The 15303-nt window shown below is 57.5% G+C and carries 14 protein-coding genes; 5 read left to right on the forward strand and 9 right to left on the reverse strand.

Going from position 1 to position 15303, the window contains the following annotated elements:
• Positions 1-216 precede the first annotated feature (216 nt).
• Positions 217-810: a GTP cyclohydrolase II gene (gene ribA, locus I6G83_RS19420; protein ID WP_015672507.1), complete on the forward strand. Its 594-nt coding sequence runs from the start codon at positions 217-219 to the stop codon at positions 808-810.
• Between the two features lie 46 nt (positions 811-856).
• Here the strand turns inward: ribA and acnA are convergent, their stop codons facing one another.
• From acnA to topA, 5 genes are all read right to left on the reverse strand, one after another.
• Positions 857-3529 (reverse strand): aconitate hydratase AcnA, encoded by a 2673-nt coding sequence (acnA, locus tag I6G83_RS19425; RefSeq protein WP_054307367.1) that lies wholly within the window; start codon positions 3527-3529, stop codon positions 857-859.
• 293 nt (positions 3530-3822) lie between these two features.
• Entirely contained in the window at positions 3823-4248 is a 426-nt protein-coding gene (locus tag I6G83_RS19430) for a hypothetical protein (RefSeq protein ID WP_015672509.1), read from the reverse strand.
• A 2-nt stretch (positions 4249-4250) separates the two neighbouring features.
• On the reverse strand, positions 4251-4949 hold the full coding sequence (locus I6G83_RS19435; protein ID WP_015672510.1) for a hypothetical protein: 699 nt from the start codon (positions 4947-4949) through the stop codon (positions 4251-4253).
• Positions 4950-5374: 425 nt separating this feature from the next.
• On the reverse strand, positions 5375-6349 hold the full coding sequence (gene cysB / locus I6G83_RS19440; protein ID WP_015672511.1) for an HTH-type transcriptional regulator CysB: 975 nt from the start codon (positions 6347-6349) through the stop codon (positions 5375-5377).
• Between the two features lie 360 nt (positions 6350-6709).
• Positions 6710-9313, reverse strand: a complete 2604-nt coding sequence (gene topA / locus I6G83_RS19445; protein WP_015672512.1) for a type I DNA topoisomerase — start codon at positions 9311-9313, stop codon at positions 6710-6712.
• On the opposite strand from topA, the gene I6G83_RS19450 reads away from it, so the two are divergent.
• Both I6G83_RS19450 and I6G83_RS19455 read left to right on the forward strand, forming a co-directional pair.
• Positions 9215-9535, forward strand: coding sequence for a hypothetical protein (locus I6G83_RS19450; RefSeq protein WP_162490687.1), 321 nt, complete (start codon positions 9215-9217; stop codon positions 9533-9535). The genes topA and I6G83_RS19450 overlap by 99 nt on opposite strands.
• A gap of 203 nt (positions 9536-9738) precedes the next feature.
• Positions 9739-9990 (forward strand): YciN family protein, encoded by a 252-nt coding sequence (locus I6G83_RS19455; RefSeq protein ID WP_054307368.1) that lies wholly within the window; start codon positions 9739-9741, stop codon positions 9988-9990.
• A 48-nt stretch (positions 9991-10038) separates the two neighbouring features.
• Here I6G83_RS19455 and sohB read toward each other — a convergent pair whose 3' ends face one another.
• The gene (gene sohB, locus I6G83_RS19460) at positions 10039-11085 is read right to left on the reverse strand and encodes a protease SohB (RefSeq protein ID WP_015672514.1); all 1047 of its coding nucleotides are present in this window, start codon (positions 11083-11085) and stop codon (positions 10039-10041) included.
• A 357-nt stretch (positions 11086-11442) separates the two neighbouring features.
• On the opposite strand from sohB, the gene I6G83_RS19465 reads away from it, so the two are divergent.
• A complete protein-coding gene (locus I6G83_RS19465; protein WP_054307369.1) occupies positions 11443-12204 on the forward strand; it encodes a YciK family oxidoreductase in 762 nt (253 codons plus the stop codon).
• Positions 12205-12215: 11 nt separating this feature from the next.
• Positions 12216-12806, forward strand: a complete 591-nt coding sequence (gene cobO, locus I6G83_RS19470) for a cob(I)yrinic acid a,c-diamide adenosyltransferase (protein ID WP_054307370.1) — start codon at positions 12216-12218, stop codon at positions 12804-12806.
• A gap of 42 nt (positions 12807-12848) precedes the next feature.
• On the opposite strand, the gene rluB is transcribed toward cobO, so the two are convergent.
• From rluB to I6G83_RS19485, 3 genes are all read right to left on the reverse strand, one after another.
• Positions 12849-13763 carry a 23S rRNA pseudouridine(2605) synthase RluB gene (gene rluB / locus I6G83_RS19475; RefSeq protein WP_015672517.1) on the reverse strand — a complete coding sequence of 305 codons (915 nt, stop codon included), beginning with the start codon at positions 13761-13763 and terminating at the stop codon, positions 12849-12851.
• A gap of 410 nt (positions 13764-14173) precedes the next feature.
• On the reverse strand, positions 14174-14533 hold the full coding sequence (locus tag I6G83_RS19480) for a Rap1a/Tai family immunity protein (protein WP_015672518.1): 360 nt from the start codon (positions 14531-14533) through the stop codon (positions 14174-14176).
• A gap of 100 nt (positions 14534-14633) precedes the next feature.
• Positions 14634-15254, reverse strand: coding sequence for an L-threonylcarbamoyladenylate synthase (locus I6G83_RS19485; protein ID WP_015672519.1), 621 nt, complete (start codon positions 15252-15254; stop codon positions 14634-14636).
• Positions 15255-15303: the final 49 nt, after the last annotated feature.

Here is a 15303-nt window from a genome sequence, read left to right on the forward strand (position 1 = left end):
CGACGCCGGCGCCGAGCCTGGGACGCCCCTATTGCATTAATAGGCAGAGCACGACGCCGGATGCTGGTTTGCTGAGCACCGCTGGGCAAGAAGTTATGGCAGAATAGTCGATAATAAGCCATTGGAATCTGCAGCGACGCGTTTAATGCTGGTCAGGCGTTTAAGTCGGACGTACCATGCGTTGCAGCGATTGAATCGAAAGTGTTGGAGAGTAACATGCAGCTTAAACGGGTGGCAGAGGCTAAACTGCCGACACCTTGGGGCGATTTCCTGATGGTGGGTTTTGAAGAACTCGCCACCGGGCACGATCATCTGGCGTTGGTTTTCGGCGACATCAGCGGCGATACGCCGGTGCTGGCGCGCGTACATTCGGAATGTCTGACCGGCGACGCCCTGTTCAGCCTGCGCTGCGACTGCGGTTTCCAGCTGGAAGCCGCGCTGGAGCATATTGCCGAAGAAGGCCGCGGGATCCTGATGTATCACCGCCAGGAAGGCCGCAACATCGGCCTGCTGAACAAAATCCGCGCCTATGCGCTGCAGGACAAGGGCGCCGACACGGTGGAAGCCAACCACCAGCTGGGCTTCGCGGCGGACGAACGTGACTTCACCCTGTGTGCGGACATGTTTAAACTGCTGGGCGTGGATGCGGTACGCCTGCTGACCAATAACCCGAAAAAGGTGGAGATCCTGAGCGAAGCCGGGATCAATATCGTTGAGCGAGTGCCGCTGATCGTCGGCCGCAACCCGAAAAACGAGCGTTACCTGGCGACCAAGGCGGCCAAGATGGGCCATCTGCTGGACCAGAAGTAATCCGCAGCCAATAAACAATCAGGGCGCCCGCAGGCGCCCTTTTTTATTACAGCATTTTCCTGATGACGTAGTGCAGGATGCCGTCGTTCTGGTAGTAGGTCAGCTCGGTTTGCGTATCGATGCGGCAGCGGGTATCCACCACTTCTTCGCGGCCGTCGGCATAGGTGATATGCAGCGGCACCGTCTGCCCCGGCTGCAGACTCTGCAGGCCGCCGACGCTGATGCTTTCATCCCCGCTCAGCGCCAGCGTTTTACGCGTCACGCCCTGCGGGAACTCCAGCGGTAAAATGCCCATGCCGATCAGGTTCGAGCGGTGGATCCGTTCGAACGACTCGGCGATCACCACGCGTACCCCCAGCAGGCGCGGCCCTTTCGCCGCCCAGTCGCGGCTGGAGCCGGAGCCGTACTCTTTGCCGGCGACCACCGCCAGCGGCACCTGCTCCTGCTGATAACGCATCGCGGCGTCATAAATCGCCATCTCTTCCTGCGACGGAATATGCCGCGTATAGCCGCCTTCCACCCCCGGCACCATTTCGTTGCGGATGCGGATGTTGGCGAAGGTGCCGCGCATCATCACCTCATGGTTACCACGGCGTGAACCGTAGGAGTTGAAGTCGCTGTCCGCCACCCCGTGCTCGCTGAGGTAACGCCCCGCCGGGCTGTCATGCTTGATGTTGCCCGCCGGCGAGATATGGTCGGTGGTGACCGAATCCGCCAGGATCGCCAGCAGGCGCGCATTGTTGATATCCTGCACCGGCTCGGGTTTTTCCTGCATGGTGCTGAAGAACGGCGGGTGGCGGATATAGGTGGAGTCTTCCTGCCAGTCATAGGTCGCCGAGGCCGTCACCTCGATCGCCCGCCAGTCGTCGTCACCGTTAAACACTTCACTGTATTCCTTGCGGAACATCTCGGTGCGCACCTCTTCCACCGCCTTGGCGATATCGGTATTGCTCGGCCAGATATCCTTCAGGTACACCGGCTTGCCGTCACGTCCTTCTCCCAGCGCCTCGCTGGCCAGATCCAGCTGCATATTGCCGGCCAGCGCATAGGCGACCACCAGCGGCGGCGACGCCAGCCAGTTGGTTTTCACCAGCGGATGGATGCGGCCTTCAAAGTTACGGTTGCCGGACAGCACCGCGCCGACGGTCAGGTCGCCGCTCTTGATCGCCTGCTCGATCGGCTCCGGCAGCGGGCCGGAGTTACCGATGCAGGTGGTGCAGCCGTAGCCCACCAGGTTAAAGCCCAGCTCCTCCAGATAAGGCATCAGCCCGGCGCTGGCGAAATAATCGGTCACCACCTTGGAACCCGGCGCCAGCGAGGTTTTCACCCACGGCTTGACCTGCAGGCCTTTCTCCACCGCATTTTTCGCCAGCAGGCCGGCGGCCATCATGACGCTGGGGTTGGAGGTATTGGTGCACGAGGTGATGGCGGCAATCACCACCGCGCCGTTGCTGAGCGGGTGCGTTTCGCCGTTCAGCGTAAAGGACACGGCGTCCGCCTTGTTCGGCTGCCCGCCGATTTCCAGCTCGGTCGAGGCCTGAAAAGCCTGCGGCACCGCCGACAGCGCCACCCGATCCTGCGGCCGTTTCGGCCCGGCCAGGCTGGTTTCCACCGTCGACATATCCAGCGCCAGCGAGCTGGTGAACACCGGCTCATCGCCAGGGTGACGCCACATGCCCTGCGCTTTGGCGTAGTTTTCCACCAGTTCGATCTGTTCGTCGCTGCGTCCGCTCAGTTTCAGATAGCCGAGCGTCACCTCATCCACCGGGAAGAAGCCGCAGGTAGCGCCGTATTCCGGCGACATGTTGGCGATGGTGGCGCGATCCGCCAGCGGCAGCTGCGCCAGGCCGTCACCGTAAAACTCAACGAACTTGCCGACCACGCCGTGCTTACGCAGCATCTGCGTGACGGTTAACACCAGGTCGGTGGCGGTGATGCCTTCGCTGAGCTTGCCGGTCAGTTTAAAGCCCACCACGTCCGGGATCAGCATTGATACCGGCTGCCCCAGCATCGCCGCTTCCGCTTCGATGCCGCCGACGCCCCAGCCGAGGATGCCCAGGCCGTTAATCATGGTGGTGTGGGAGTCGGTGCCCACCAGCGTATCCGGATAGGCGATGCGTTTGCCGTCCTGCTCCTCATGCCAGATCGTCTGGCCCAGATATTCAAGGTTGACCTGGTGACAGATCCCGGTGCCCGGCGGCACCACGCGGAAGCGGTTAAAGGCTTGCTGTCCCCAGCGCAGAAAGGTGTAGCGTTCGTGGTTGCGCTGCATTTCAATACGCACGTTATCGCCGAACGCCTGCTGGTCGCCAAACTCATCGACGGTTACCGAATGGTCAATCACCAGATCCACCGGCGACAGCGGGTTGACCTGGTCAACATCGCCGCCCAGCCGCTGCACCGCCTCACGCATCGCCGCCAGATCGACCACCGCCGGCACGCCGGTAAAGTCCTGCATCAGCACGCGCGCCGGCCGGTAGGCGATTTCACGCTCGGCGTGTCCCGCTCGCTGCCAGTCAACAATCGCTTGTAAATCCTCAACCTGCACCGTATCGCCGTCGATATGGCGCAACAGGTTTTCCAACAGTACTTTCATGGACTTCGGCAGCCGGTCGATCTCCCCGAGCTGTTTGGCCGCCCGCGGCAGGCTGTAATAGTGATACTCGCTATTGCGCGCAACCAGCTTATCCATACTTGTATCTTTCAGATTCGACGACATAGCTCCTCCATTTTTCTTATGTCAAAAACAGGGTAATTACTGAGGTCTTGTTTAAAGATAACACAAACAGGATGTAACGTTTTGATAACAACACGTTTTGATCACAGCGATAGGCAAAAGCGATGGCGCGCCGATACGCGCTAATTAAGTCAATGGGTTAGGGAAAAACTCGTCAGGCAACGAGCAATAAATAACCGTATGATCGGCAAGGATTGTGGACGCCGTGCACGATAAGAAACAGGAAAATACCGAGTCAACGGCGAGCAAATAGTGACGCAGGGATTCGGCAGGAATTAGTCGTTCTGCACTTTGGTCAATACCGCTTCACCGGTACCTCGATCAAAAGAGAGATAAAAAATCGCGCCGCCATCCCGTTCCTGCTGTAACCAAACTTCATTAGCGCCAAGGCGCCGCTTATCCCGATGGTAACCCAAACCTTGCAGATAAGCCCTGAGCGGCTCGACATCAGCGACACGTTGGAAAATAATGGCATTTGATGGCGCATGCCCATCCCCGGGCTGCGAAACAAAAACGTAGTCTGGTGAAATACGTGGCGCTTGCGCGATCTCCTTATCCGTCAGGATGCGGTAGTTGAAAAAATCGCTTTCCGTGTATTTAGTCACGTCATTAATGCCGGTTGCAACGACGTAGATAAACACGCCGCCAAGGAGAAGCACGCTAATCAGCGTCAAACTGCCCCACTTCAACAACGTACTCACCGTTACCTTGCTCCTTTGAACTCAAATGTTGTTCCATTATCTGCAAGAACTTTGACAATCCCGGACGTGAAGTCATCCCACGGACGCATCCAAGTCATAAAATGTGGAAGATTCACCTTATACGGTAGATGTCTAACACAAGGATCTCTTGGGTCGGGAAAAAGTATCGGCCGAAAACCACTATTTTTGTAGGTACCAATGGCACCGTAGTAATCCCATCGACACACAGCCGCAGCATAACTCACAGGCCTGACTCGATAGTCATATCGGCCAGGAATCATATAACGATAAAAGCCAAACAGGTTAGAAACGAGATCTTCACCACTATAACCGCTGTCTGTATACCACGAAAAAACACGTCGGCTTTGTAAAGCCTCAAAAAAAAGCGATGTGTTTAACATCATCGCCAGCATAATACGATTAATATCACTGCTGTTACGTCCTCGCTTGATCCGCCACCGTGAAAATTTCCCGACGCCAAACCGGCTCCCAAATCTGGCAACGCGCATATCTTGACGGTACATCACGGTATAAAAATCTTTTCCGCTATTCTCACCTGTCAAGAACTGGCGTTTCAGGGTAATGATATCCTCACCGCGAGCGTGCCCCATATCAAGCCACCCCAAGACCTCTGTGTAAACAAGTCCGCTTGTCAGCCGTTCAAATTTCGCCCCATCCTGTATATCCCGTCTTGTACTCATAACCTATATCCTTTCAGGTTAACATATTGCTTTTTATATCAATTATTAGTGCCTACATACTGGAAAATCTGCAGAGTATTTTAAGGGTATAAACAAAAAAAGATGTGACCTAGGTCTAGAGTAAATTTACAGTGAATCGCCACGATGGCACTTTTGAATGCGTGACCCACTCCCATGTCAGTAAAAAGCTATCAGACCATAACTCAGTTCTATAGATGATAGTCGAGGACACTTTAGAAGGGGGGTTAGCGTGTAACGTGAATCAATATCGCCTTGGCGCTGCGCTCTGAGGAAATATGAAAACGGGAAGGATAAATGTTCCCTCCCGGTAAGCCTGGCTTTACCGCCTGTTTCAATCAACAGGATCAAAACAGGCGAGCGAACACCGGAGTATTGATCCTGCTATAAGTCGTTAATTTTACGCCCTACTTCACCGGCAGCTTGATGTCCTTGAACATCGCCTCGATCTCTTCATTCGAACGCAGCGCCACTGCGGTATCCACCACGTCGCGCGTCAGATGCGGCGCAAAGCGCTGGATAAAATCGTACATATAGCTGCGCAGGAAGGTGCTGCGGCGGAAGCCGATTTTGGTGGTGCTGTAGGTGAACACATCGCGGGCGTCGACGGTCACCAGATCCGGATCCTGCACCGGATCGACCGCCATGCTGGCGATCACCCCAACCCCCAGCCCCAGACGCACGTAGGTTTTGATGACGTCGGCATCGGTGGCGGTGAACACGATGCGCGGCGTCAGTCCGGCGCGGTTAAAGGCGGTGTCCAGCTCCGAACGGCCGGTAAACCCGAAGGTGTAGGTCACGATCGGGTATTCGGCCAGCTCTTCAATGGTGATGTGGCTCTTGCCGGCTAACGGGTGATCGGGCTTCACAACCACCGCGCGGTTCCAGTGGTAGCACGGCAGCATAATCAGGTCGTCGTACAGGTGCAGCGCCTCGGTGGCGATGGCAAAGTCGGCGGTGCCTTTGGAGACCGCTTCGGCAATCTGCGTCGGCGAGCCCTGGTGCATATGCAGCGAGACGCGCGGGTAGCGTTCGATAAAGCCTTTGATGACGTTAGGCAGCGCATAGCGCGCCTGCGTATGAGTCGTAGCGACGTACAGCGAACCTTTATCCGGATAGGTATGCTCACCGGCTACCGCTTTAATCGCCTCAACCTTGGACAGCACCTCGCGCGCGATACGGATAATCTCCTGACCCGCCGGCGTCACCTGCGTCAGGTGTTTGCCGCTGCGGGCGAAGATTTGGATCCCCAGTTCGTCCTCCAGCATGCGCACCTGTTTGCTGATGCCGGGCTGAGAGGTATAGAGTCCTTCCGCTGTCGATGACACATTCAGGTTGTGATTCACCACTTCCACAATGTAACGAAGCTGCTGCAATTTCATATCTTATACCATCCTAGGTTAAACACTGCGGCCAGGCCGCATTCAGGTATATCGGTGTTTCCCGGTATGCTGAAAAGGTAGAGAGCCATAACACAGTGTTCACCCAGATGCTGCAGAAAACGCCGTTGTTAATAAGCTTTAATCATAAATACATATTTTTATATAACCACTATATCACGCTACAGCTTCAAGTATAGATCCACGTCACACTATGATAACGATTATTTCGCATTACTATCAATGCGCAGCGCCACGTCACAGTGATTATGCCGCGCCGGAATGGGCGTTTTTCCCCACCGGCGGACATAAAAAAACCAGCCGCTCGAGCTGGTTTTTTAAGATTGCTGCCGTCAGCAACGGTTACTTTTTGGTTTCAACCCATTTGCCGTCCACGAAGAACGCGGTCCAGCCGGTGGCCTTGCCCTCTTTCTCCGAAGATACGTACTGCTGCTTGGTCTTGCGGCTAAAGCGCACCAGCGTTTTGTTGCCTTCCGGATCGGCGACCGGCGCATCGGCCAGGTAACGCAGTTTCTCCGGCAGACGGTCCTTAAAGCGCTGCAGCTCTTCCACCAGCGGCGCACGGGTTTCGCGCGATTTAGGGAAAGTATTGGCCGCCAGGAACACGCCGGCCGCGCCGTCACGCAGGACGAAATAGGCGTCTGACTTGGCGCACGGCAGCTCCGGCAACGGCACCGGATCTTCCTTCGGCGGCGCAACTTCACCGCTGCGCAGGATTTTACGCGTGTTCTTGCAGTTTTCGTTGGTGCAGCCCATATATTTGCCGAAGCGCCCCATCTTCAGGTGCATCTCGGAGCCGCACTTCTCACACTCCACCACCGGACCGTCATAGCCTTTCAGGCGGAACTCGCCCTCTTCAATCTCATAACCGTCGCAGGCCGGGTTGTTGCCGCACACGTGCAGTTTGCGCTGGTTATCGATCAGGTAGCTGTCCATCGCGGTGCCGCACTTCTGGCAGCGGCGGCGCGCTCGCAGCGCGTTGGTTTCCGCATCATCGCCTTCCAGTACGTTCAGCACTTCCGCTTCCGGCACCAGGTTGATGGTGGTTTTGCAACGCTCTTTCGGCGGCAGCGCATAGCCGGAACAGCCGAGGAATACCCCGGTGCTGGCGGTGCGGATGCCCATCTGGCGGCCGCAGGTCGGACAGGCGATGCTGGTCAGCACCATCTGGTTCGGGCGCATGCCGCCCTCTTCAGGATCTTTTTCCGCCGTCTCCAGCTGTTCGCTGAACTCGGCAAAGAATTCGTCCAGTACCGCTTTCCACTCCGCGTGGTTGTTCGCCACCTGATCGAGGCCATCTTCCATACGGGCGGTAAAATCGTAGTTCATCAGCTCGCGGAAGTTCTCTTCCAGCCGGTCGGTCACGATCTCACCCATTTTTTCCGCGTAGAAACGGCGGTTTTCCACCCGCACGTAGCCGCGGTCCTGAATGGTGGAGATGATCGACGCATAGGTGGAAGGACGGCCGATGCCGCGTTTTTCCAACTCTTTAACCAGCGATGCTTCGCTGTAACGCGCCGGCGGCTTGGTAAAGTGCTGGCTCGGCAGCAGCTGCTGCAGATCCAAATCGCTGCCGATTTCTACAAACGGCAGAGTGCGATCTTCATCACCCTTGCGCAGCGCCGGCATCACTTTGGTCCAGCCGTCGAAACGCAGGGTGCGGCCTTTGGCGCGCAGCTGGTAGTCGCCGGCTTTCACCGTCAGCGTGGTGGAATCGTACTTCGCCGGCGTCATCTGGCAGGCGACAAACTGGCGCCAGATCAGCTGATACAGTTTCTGCGCATCCGCTTCCATATCTTTCAGCTGTTCGGCCACCACATTCACGTCTGAAGGACGAATCGCCTCGTGCGCTTCCTGAGAGTTCTCTTTGCTGCTGTACTGATTCGGCGCTTTCGGCAGGTATTTCTCGCCGAAGCTGTCGCCGATATAGCCACGCACCATATTGAGCGCGTCCTGGCTCAGGTTGGTGGAGTCGGTACGCATATAGGTAATGTGGCCCGCTTCATACAGACGCTGCGCCATCATCATGGTTTTCTTCACGCCGAAGCCCAGACGCGTACTGGCCGCCTGTTGCAGCGTGGAGGTGATAAACGGCGCGCCCGGCTTGCTGCTGGTCGGCTTGTCTTCACGATCCTGCACCGTGTAGCGCGCTTTCTCCAGCAGCGCCACCGCCGCGTGGGTCTGCTCGCGGTTGACCGGCTTGAACGGTTTGCCGTGCGCATGGGTTACTTCCATCTGCAGCGCGGTTTCACCCTGCGCCAGCAGGTCGGCGCGCAGTTCCCAATACTCTTCCGGCACGAAGGCTTTAATATCGCGCTCGCGCTCCACCACCAGACGGACGGCCACCGACTGTACGCGGCCGGCGGACAGGCCGCGAGCAATTTTCTTCCACAGCAGCGGCGATACCATATAGCCCACGACGCGGTCCATAAAGCGGCGCGCCTGCTGGGCGTTAACCCGGTCGATATTCAGTTCGCCCGGCTCGCTGAACGCCTGCTGGATGGCGTTTTTGGTGATTTCGTTAAACACCACGCGGCTAAAACGCTGGTCGTCGCCGCCGATCACTTCCCGCAGGTGCCAGGCAATGGCTTCCCCTTCGCGGTCCAAGTCGGTTGCGAGATAAATATGGTCGGCGTTTTCCGCTAACGATTTTAACTCTGCGACAACTTTTTCTTTACCCGGCAGTATTTCATACTGCGCTTTCCAGCCGTGGTAAGGGTCGACGCCCATGCGGTTGACCAGCGCCGTCGTTGCATCTTTTTTAACTTTTTTCTTGGCTTTGGTTTTATCTTCGCTTGAGTCCGCGCTCTTTTTGCTGGCTGAGCCACTGGTCGGCAAATCACGGATATGACCGACGCTGGACTTCACCACGTAGTCATTACCCAAATATTTATTAATAGTTTTGGCTTTTGCCGGGGACTCAACTATTACAAGAGCTTTACCCATATTTACCTTTACCTAATTTATTTCTTCCGAAAAGAAGTCTTTTATCTCGCCGTGCCGCGGCAATTCACATCTCTTTTTTATATTGCGGCAGTCTGGCCGGAGATCAACCTGTTTTTTGCCGTTGGCTGCTTAACTGCTCAACCTGACCGCAAGTTGCTGATCGCCCCCGCCTTTCAGCCATGCTCCAGAGGTATGGCCGTCTATGGCGTGCCGTTGGCGTAAACAAAAATTTCCACCCGAGGCCGCAAAATCCCACACTGTACCTGATAAAAAGCGCCACGCAACCTAATTAGCACGGAAAACGCTTTTTCGCCAACTTCCACAGCCTGCCAGCCGTCCAGACGGCAGCTAAACCTTAGTTTATTTGCGGATAAACGGAAAGCGGCGCTAGTATATGCGCAGTAAAGTTATTCGGAGTGCAATAAATGAACAACACGACGTTACCGATTAACCGTAAAGCGTTACTCGAAGAAGCAAATAACATCATCCGCCAGCATGAAGATTATCTTCACGGCATGATCGCTACCGATGTCGAACAAAAAAACGGCGTGCTGGTATTTCGCGGCGAATACTTTTTAGACCCGGACGGTTTGCCTACGGCAAAAACCACGGCGGTGTTTAATATGTTTAAACATCTTGCCCACCGACTTTCGGAAAAATACCACCTGATCGACTGAGCCGCAGATAAAAAAGCGGGGGCCAAAGCCCCCGCGTCAGCGTTCTGTTTACAGCAGCGGTTTTTCCCCGCGCTGCCACCAGCGCAGCAGCAGGCGATCGGCGCTTTCCGCCGCGCTGCCGGTAAAGCGATCGATCAGCCGTTTATGGCGGGTATAGCGCACCCCGATCACCTCATGGGTTTCCATTTCGGCAATCAGCAGGTCGTCGCTGGTGCCTACCGCGTCAACCAGGCCCTTCTCCCGCGCCTGCGTGCCCAGCCAGTGTTCACCGGTCGCCACGCTGTCGATATCCAGCGAAGGACGCTGTTGATGGACGAACTGCTTGAACAGCAGATGGGTTTCATTCAGTTCCTCGCGGAACTTCTCGCGCCCTTCGTCGGTGTTTTCGCCAAACAACGTCAGCGTACGCTTGAACTGGCCGGCGGTGTGCAGCTCGACGTCCACGTTGTTCTTTTTCAGCAGGCGATGGAAGTTGGGGATCTGCGCCACCACGCCGATGGAACCGATAATAGCGAACGGCGCCGCCACAATGCGATCCGCCACGCAGGCCATCATATAACCGCCGCTGGCGGCGACCTTATCCACCGCTACCGTCAGGCGGATGCCGCCGTTGCGCAGGCGCTCCAGCTGCGAAGCGGCCAGGCCGTAGCCATGCACCACGCCGCCGGGGCTTTCCAGACGCAACAACACTTCGTCCTGCGCCGTCGCCACCGCCAGCACAGCGGAAACCTCTTCGCGCAGCGAGGAGACCTCATGCGCATCCATGCTGCCCTTGAAATCCAGCACGTAGAGGCACGGCTTGCCGGCTTCCACCGCGCCCGCCTTCGCCCGCTGCTTTTTGAGCTTATCGTCGGCCTTGGTCTGTTTTTTAAACTGCTTGTTCCAGATTTTTTGCTCTGCCGCGTCCATGCGCGCCAGACGCATATCGCGCTGCATATCGCGATACTGTTCGCCGAGATCGGTCAGCCGCAGCTCCCCTTTTTGCTGGCTCTTGCGCTGCCCCAGGCTCACCGCCAGCAGCGCCAGCGCGCCAATAGCGATGACCACCGTTGCGACCTTGGCCAAAAACAGGCCGTAAACAGATATAAACTCCACAGATTCCGCCTTGATAACAGGTTGTTAGTCGTCTGTCGTTCATTCTAGCCAACTGTCCCCCCGGCTGTCGCGGCAAATCACCATTCCTGGAATACGCTGCGCACAAACGGGCGACAACGAGCGCCGCCGCGCTGAGATTGTTCCGTTTTTGTTACAAAAGAATGCCGTTTCGCCCGGCTTATCATTGAAAATACGATCCGTTTCAGGCATATAACACGCATTATTTATCAATGTGATCATCGCATTCGCTGCGGGGCCAGCGCGACAGCCGGGCCGACACGCCCGCCGCCGGCCTCCCACACCCACTGCATTTCCCCGAAACGGTGGAAATTGCCCGTCACGGCGCGAGGAATTATTGTGCACTACAACCCTAAACACGATCTGCTGGATCAACGCATCATTCTGGTCACCGGCGCAGGCGACGGCATCGGCCGTGAAGCCGCGCTCACCTACGCACGCTTTGGCGCCCAGCTGGTGCTGCTGGGCCGCACCGAAAGCAAACTGCTGGCGGTCCGCGACGAAATCGCCGCGCAGGGCGGCGCGCCGGCGCTGACCGTCACGCTGGATCTGCTGCACGCCACGCAGGAGCAGTGCCGCCAAGTCGCCGCCGATCTGGCGGATAAACTGCCGCGGCTGGACGGCGTATTGCACAACGCCGGCCTGCTGGGCGACATCGTGCCGATGGCCGAGATCGATATGGCGATGTGGCATGACGTCATGCAGGTGAACGTTAACGCCACCTTTATGCTGACCCAGGCGCTGCTGCCGCTGCTGTTGAAGTCCCCGGCCGGCTCGCTGATCTTCACCACCTCCAGCGTCGGCCGCATGGGCCGCGCCAGCTGGGGCGCCTATGCGGTCTCCAAGTTCGCCACCGAGGGCATGATGCAGGTGCTGGCGGAAGAGTATAAAAGTCGCCATCTGCGGGTAAACTGCATCAATCCGGGCGGAACGCGCACCAGTATGCGCGCCTCCGCCTTCCCGCATGAAGACAAGAACAAGCTGAAAACGCCGGCGGATATTATGCCGCTGTACCTGTATCTGATGGGCGATGACAGCCGTCGGAAAACCGGCATGAGCTTTGACGCCCAGCCCAACCGTAAACCCGGCGCCGCCGAATAGGAGCATGCCCGATGGCTGAAGATCGTCACCAGCAACGTCAGCAGCGGTTAAAAGAGCAGGTCGACGCGCGTATTGCCGCCGCGCAGGATAGCCGGGGTTTACTGCTGGTCTTCACCGGCAACGGCAAAGGGAAGACCACCGCGGCCTTCGGCACGGTCACCCGCGCCGTGGGCCACGGCATGCAGGCCGGCGTGATCCAGTTTATCAAGGGCGAATGGCCCAACGGTGAAAAGAACCTGCTGCAGCAGCACGGCGTGGAATTTCAGGTGATGGCCACCGGCTTTACCTGGGAGACGCAAAACAAAGAGAGTGATACGGCGGCCTGTCAGGCGGTCTGGCAGCACGGTAAACGTATGCTGGCCGATGCGTCGCTGGACGTGGTGCTGCTGGATGAGCTGACCTATATGGTCGCGTACGGCTATCTGGAGCTGGAAGAGGTGATGACGGCGCTGGCGCAGCGTCCCGCCCATCAGACGGTGATCGTGACCGGCCGCGGCTGCCATCGCGATTTGCTGGAGCTGGCGGATACGGTGACGGAGATGCGCCCGGTCAAACATGCGTTTGACGCCGGCATTAAGGCCCAACAGGGCATCGACTGGTAATCATCCGCGTAGCCGTCAATCGGCGGCTACGCGGACAGCGGATCAGCTGCGTTTACGCGCCGGTTTGGCGGCGGATTTGGCGCCCGGCTTGCTGCCGCCGCCGTTGCCGCGACGCCCCGGGGACACCTGGCTGTGGCGCTTCACCGCACGGCGGATCTGGTTCGCCTTCACGCGGCGGCGCTCACGCTCGACCGGCAGCTTGCTGACCGTTTCCGGCTTCAGTTCCACCAGCTCGCGCAGGTAGTTGATCGACGGAAGGTCCAGTTCGGTCCAGCCGCCGCGCGGCAGGCCTTTCGGCAGGTCGATATCGCCATAACGCACGCGGATCAAACGGCTGACCTGTACGCCAACCGCTTCCCACAGGCGACGCACTTCGCGGTTGCGCCCTTCGGTCAACGTCACGTTGTACCACTGGTTCAACCCTTCCCCGCCCTGGAATTTGATGGTGCGGAACGCCGCCGGGCCATCTTCCAGCTGTACGCCGCGGCTCAGCTGTTTTACCTTTTCGTCATCAATCTGGCCGAAGACGCGCACCGCATACTCACGCTCCACTTCCCGGCTCGGGTGCATCAGACGGTTGGCCAGTTCACCGTCGGTGGTGAACAGCAGCAGCCCTGAGGTATTGACGTCCAGACGGCCTACGGCCACCCAGCGCGAACCACGCAGCTTCGGCAAACGGTCGAACACCGTCGGGCGCCCTTCCGGATCGCTGCGGGTGCACAGCTCGCCTTCCGGCTTGTAATACGCCAGCACGCGGCACACCGCCTCTTCAGACTCTTTTACCGAGACCACATGGCCGTCGATACGAATTTTCATCGCCGGGTTTACTTCCACGCGATCGCCCAGCGTCGCCACTTTACCGTCGACGCTGACGCGCCCGGCTTCAATCATGCCTTCAATTTCACGACGCGAACCGTGGCCGGCGCGCGCTAAAACTTTCTGTAATTTTTCGCTCATGGAGCAACCTCTTGCGTCGCCTTCACAGGCGTCTGCGTATACTTTACGTTCAGTCAGTTACGGCAATTAATGCCATAACCCTATAATCTTGCACATTTTTGGCGCGCAGCATGGCAAACTCGGCGCCACGCAAACCGCCACGCTCAATGCAACGTGGCCGCACATTCTACACAAATTTTAGAATTAATGATTCTAAAAAGAGTGTTCGTTTTTCGTTCAATACTGACGGCCTGTTGGTCGCTTTCAGTCTGCCGGCGGCGGCGAACGTTCTGCAGTGAACGAAAAAGCGTTGGAGAGAAGCCGATAAGCGCCGCCAGCACCGATGGTATCGGCCTGCTGAGGTGACAAAGGCGGGGAGTCGCAATACATCGCGGGGAAAATCAGGGCCGGCGCGCGCCGGCCCTGATGACTTAGTGGCGTTCGCAAGGATAAGCGGCGGCCAGCGCCAGCATAATCACCGACGGCGCCGAGTAGTGCAGCTGTTCAGGGTGGTCATTCAGGTATTGCATTACCGCATCGGACGCGGTGCCGACGCTCATGCCGGCATCCGGACAGATATTACGGTTGCCCTGCATCGAGTAGGTGTCGAACACCCCGGCGACATAGCCCATAAACATGCCGCCGTTCAACGCCTCGGCAACGGTGGCTACGCCGTTTTTATTCTTCACATAGCCATCACTTTCCGCCAGCAGCGCGCTGCCAGAATAAAAACCGGCGTTCGCCGCCGCCGAAACCAGTAAGGAAGCGACCAGCAAAGTCTGTTTTATCATTGTTACGCGTCCTGCCATTACTTATTTTGTGATCGTAGGATAGCGGTTTTCGCCACATTTGCGGGCATGAAACCCAATTTTCAGAATTTCTATAGAGTTATCAGCGGAACGGAGCCGGGTCGCCGGCGCCTTCGCGCACCACTTCCGGCGCGTCTTCGGTCAGGTCAACCACCGTGGTTGGCTGCTGTCCCAGGAAGCCGCCGTGAATCACCAGATCGACCTGCTTGCCCAGGTGATCGCTAATCTCTTCCGGATCGGATTCGGCAAAGTCATTGCCCGGCAGCATCAGCGTGGTCGACATCATCGGCTCATTGAGCGCTTCCAGCAGCGCCAGGGCGATCGGATTGGACGGCACGCGCAGGCCGATGGTTTTACGCTTGTCGTTCATCAGACGGCGCGGCACTTCCTTGGTCGCCTTGAGGATAAACGTGTAATGGCCCGGCGTATTATTCTTGATCAGGCGGAATGCCGTGTTATCGACATAGGCATAGGTCGACAGCTCCGACAGATCGCGGCACATCAGCGTAAAGTTATGGTGCCCGTCAAGTTGGCGGATGCGGCAGATACGCTCCATGGCCGATTTCTCTTCCAGTCGGCAGCCCAGCGCATAGCCGGAATCGGTCGGGTAGACGATAACCCCGCCCTTACGCAGCACATCAACCGCCTGATTAATTAAACGCGGTTGCGGGTTGTCCGGGTGAATATAAAAAAGCTGGCTCATCTGTTACTCCTAAAGGTACTGCAACGCGGACGCCGCCGCCCGCACTCAT

Source organism: Serratia rubidaea, from assembly GCF_016026735.1.
Classification (GTDB): domain Bacteria; phylum Pseudomonadota; class Gammaproteobacteria; order Enterobacterales; family Enterobacteriaceae; genus Serratia_B; species Serratia_B rubidaea.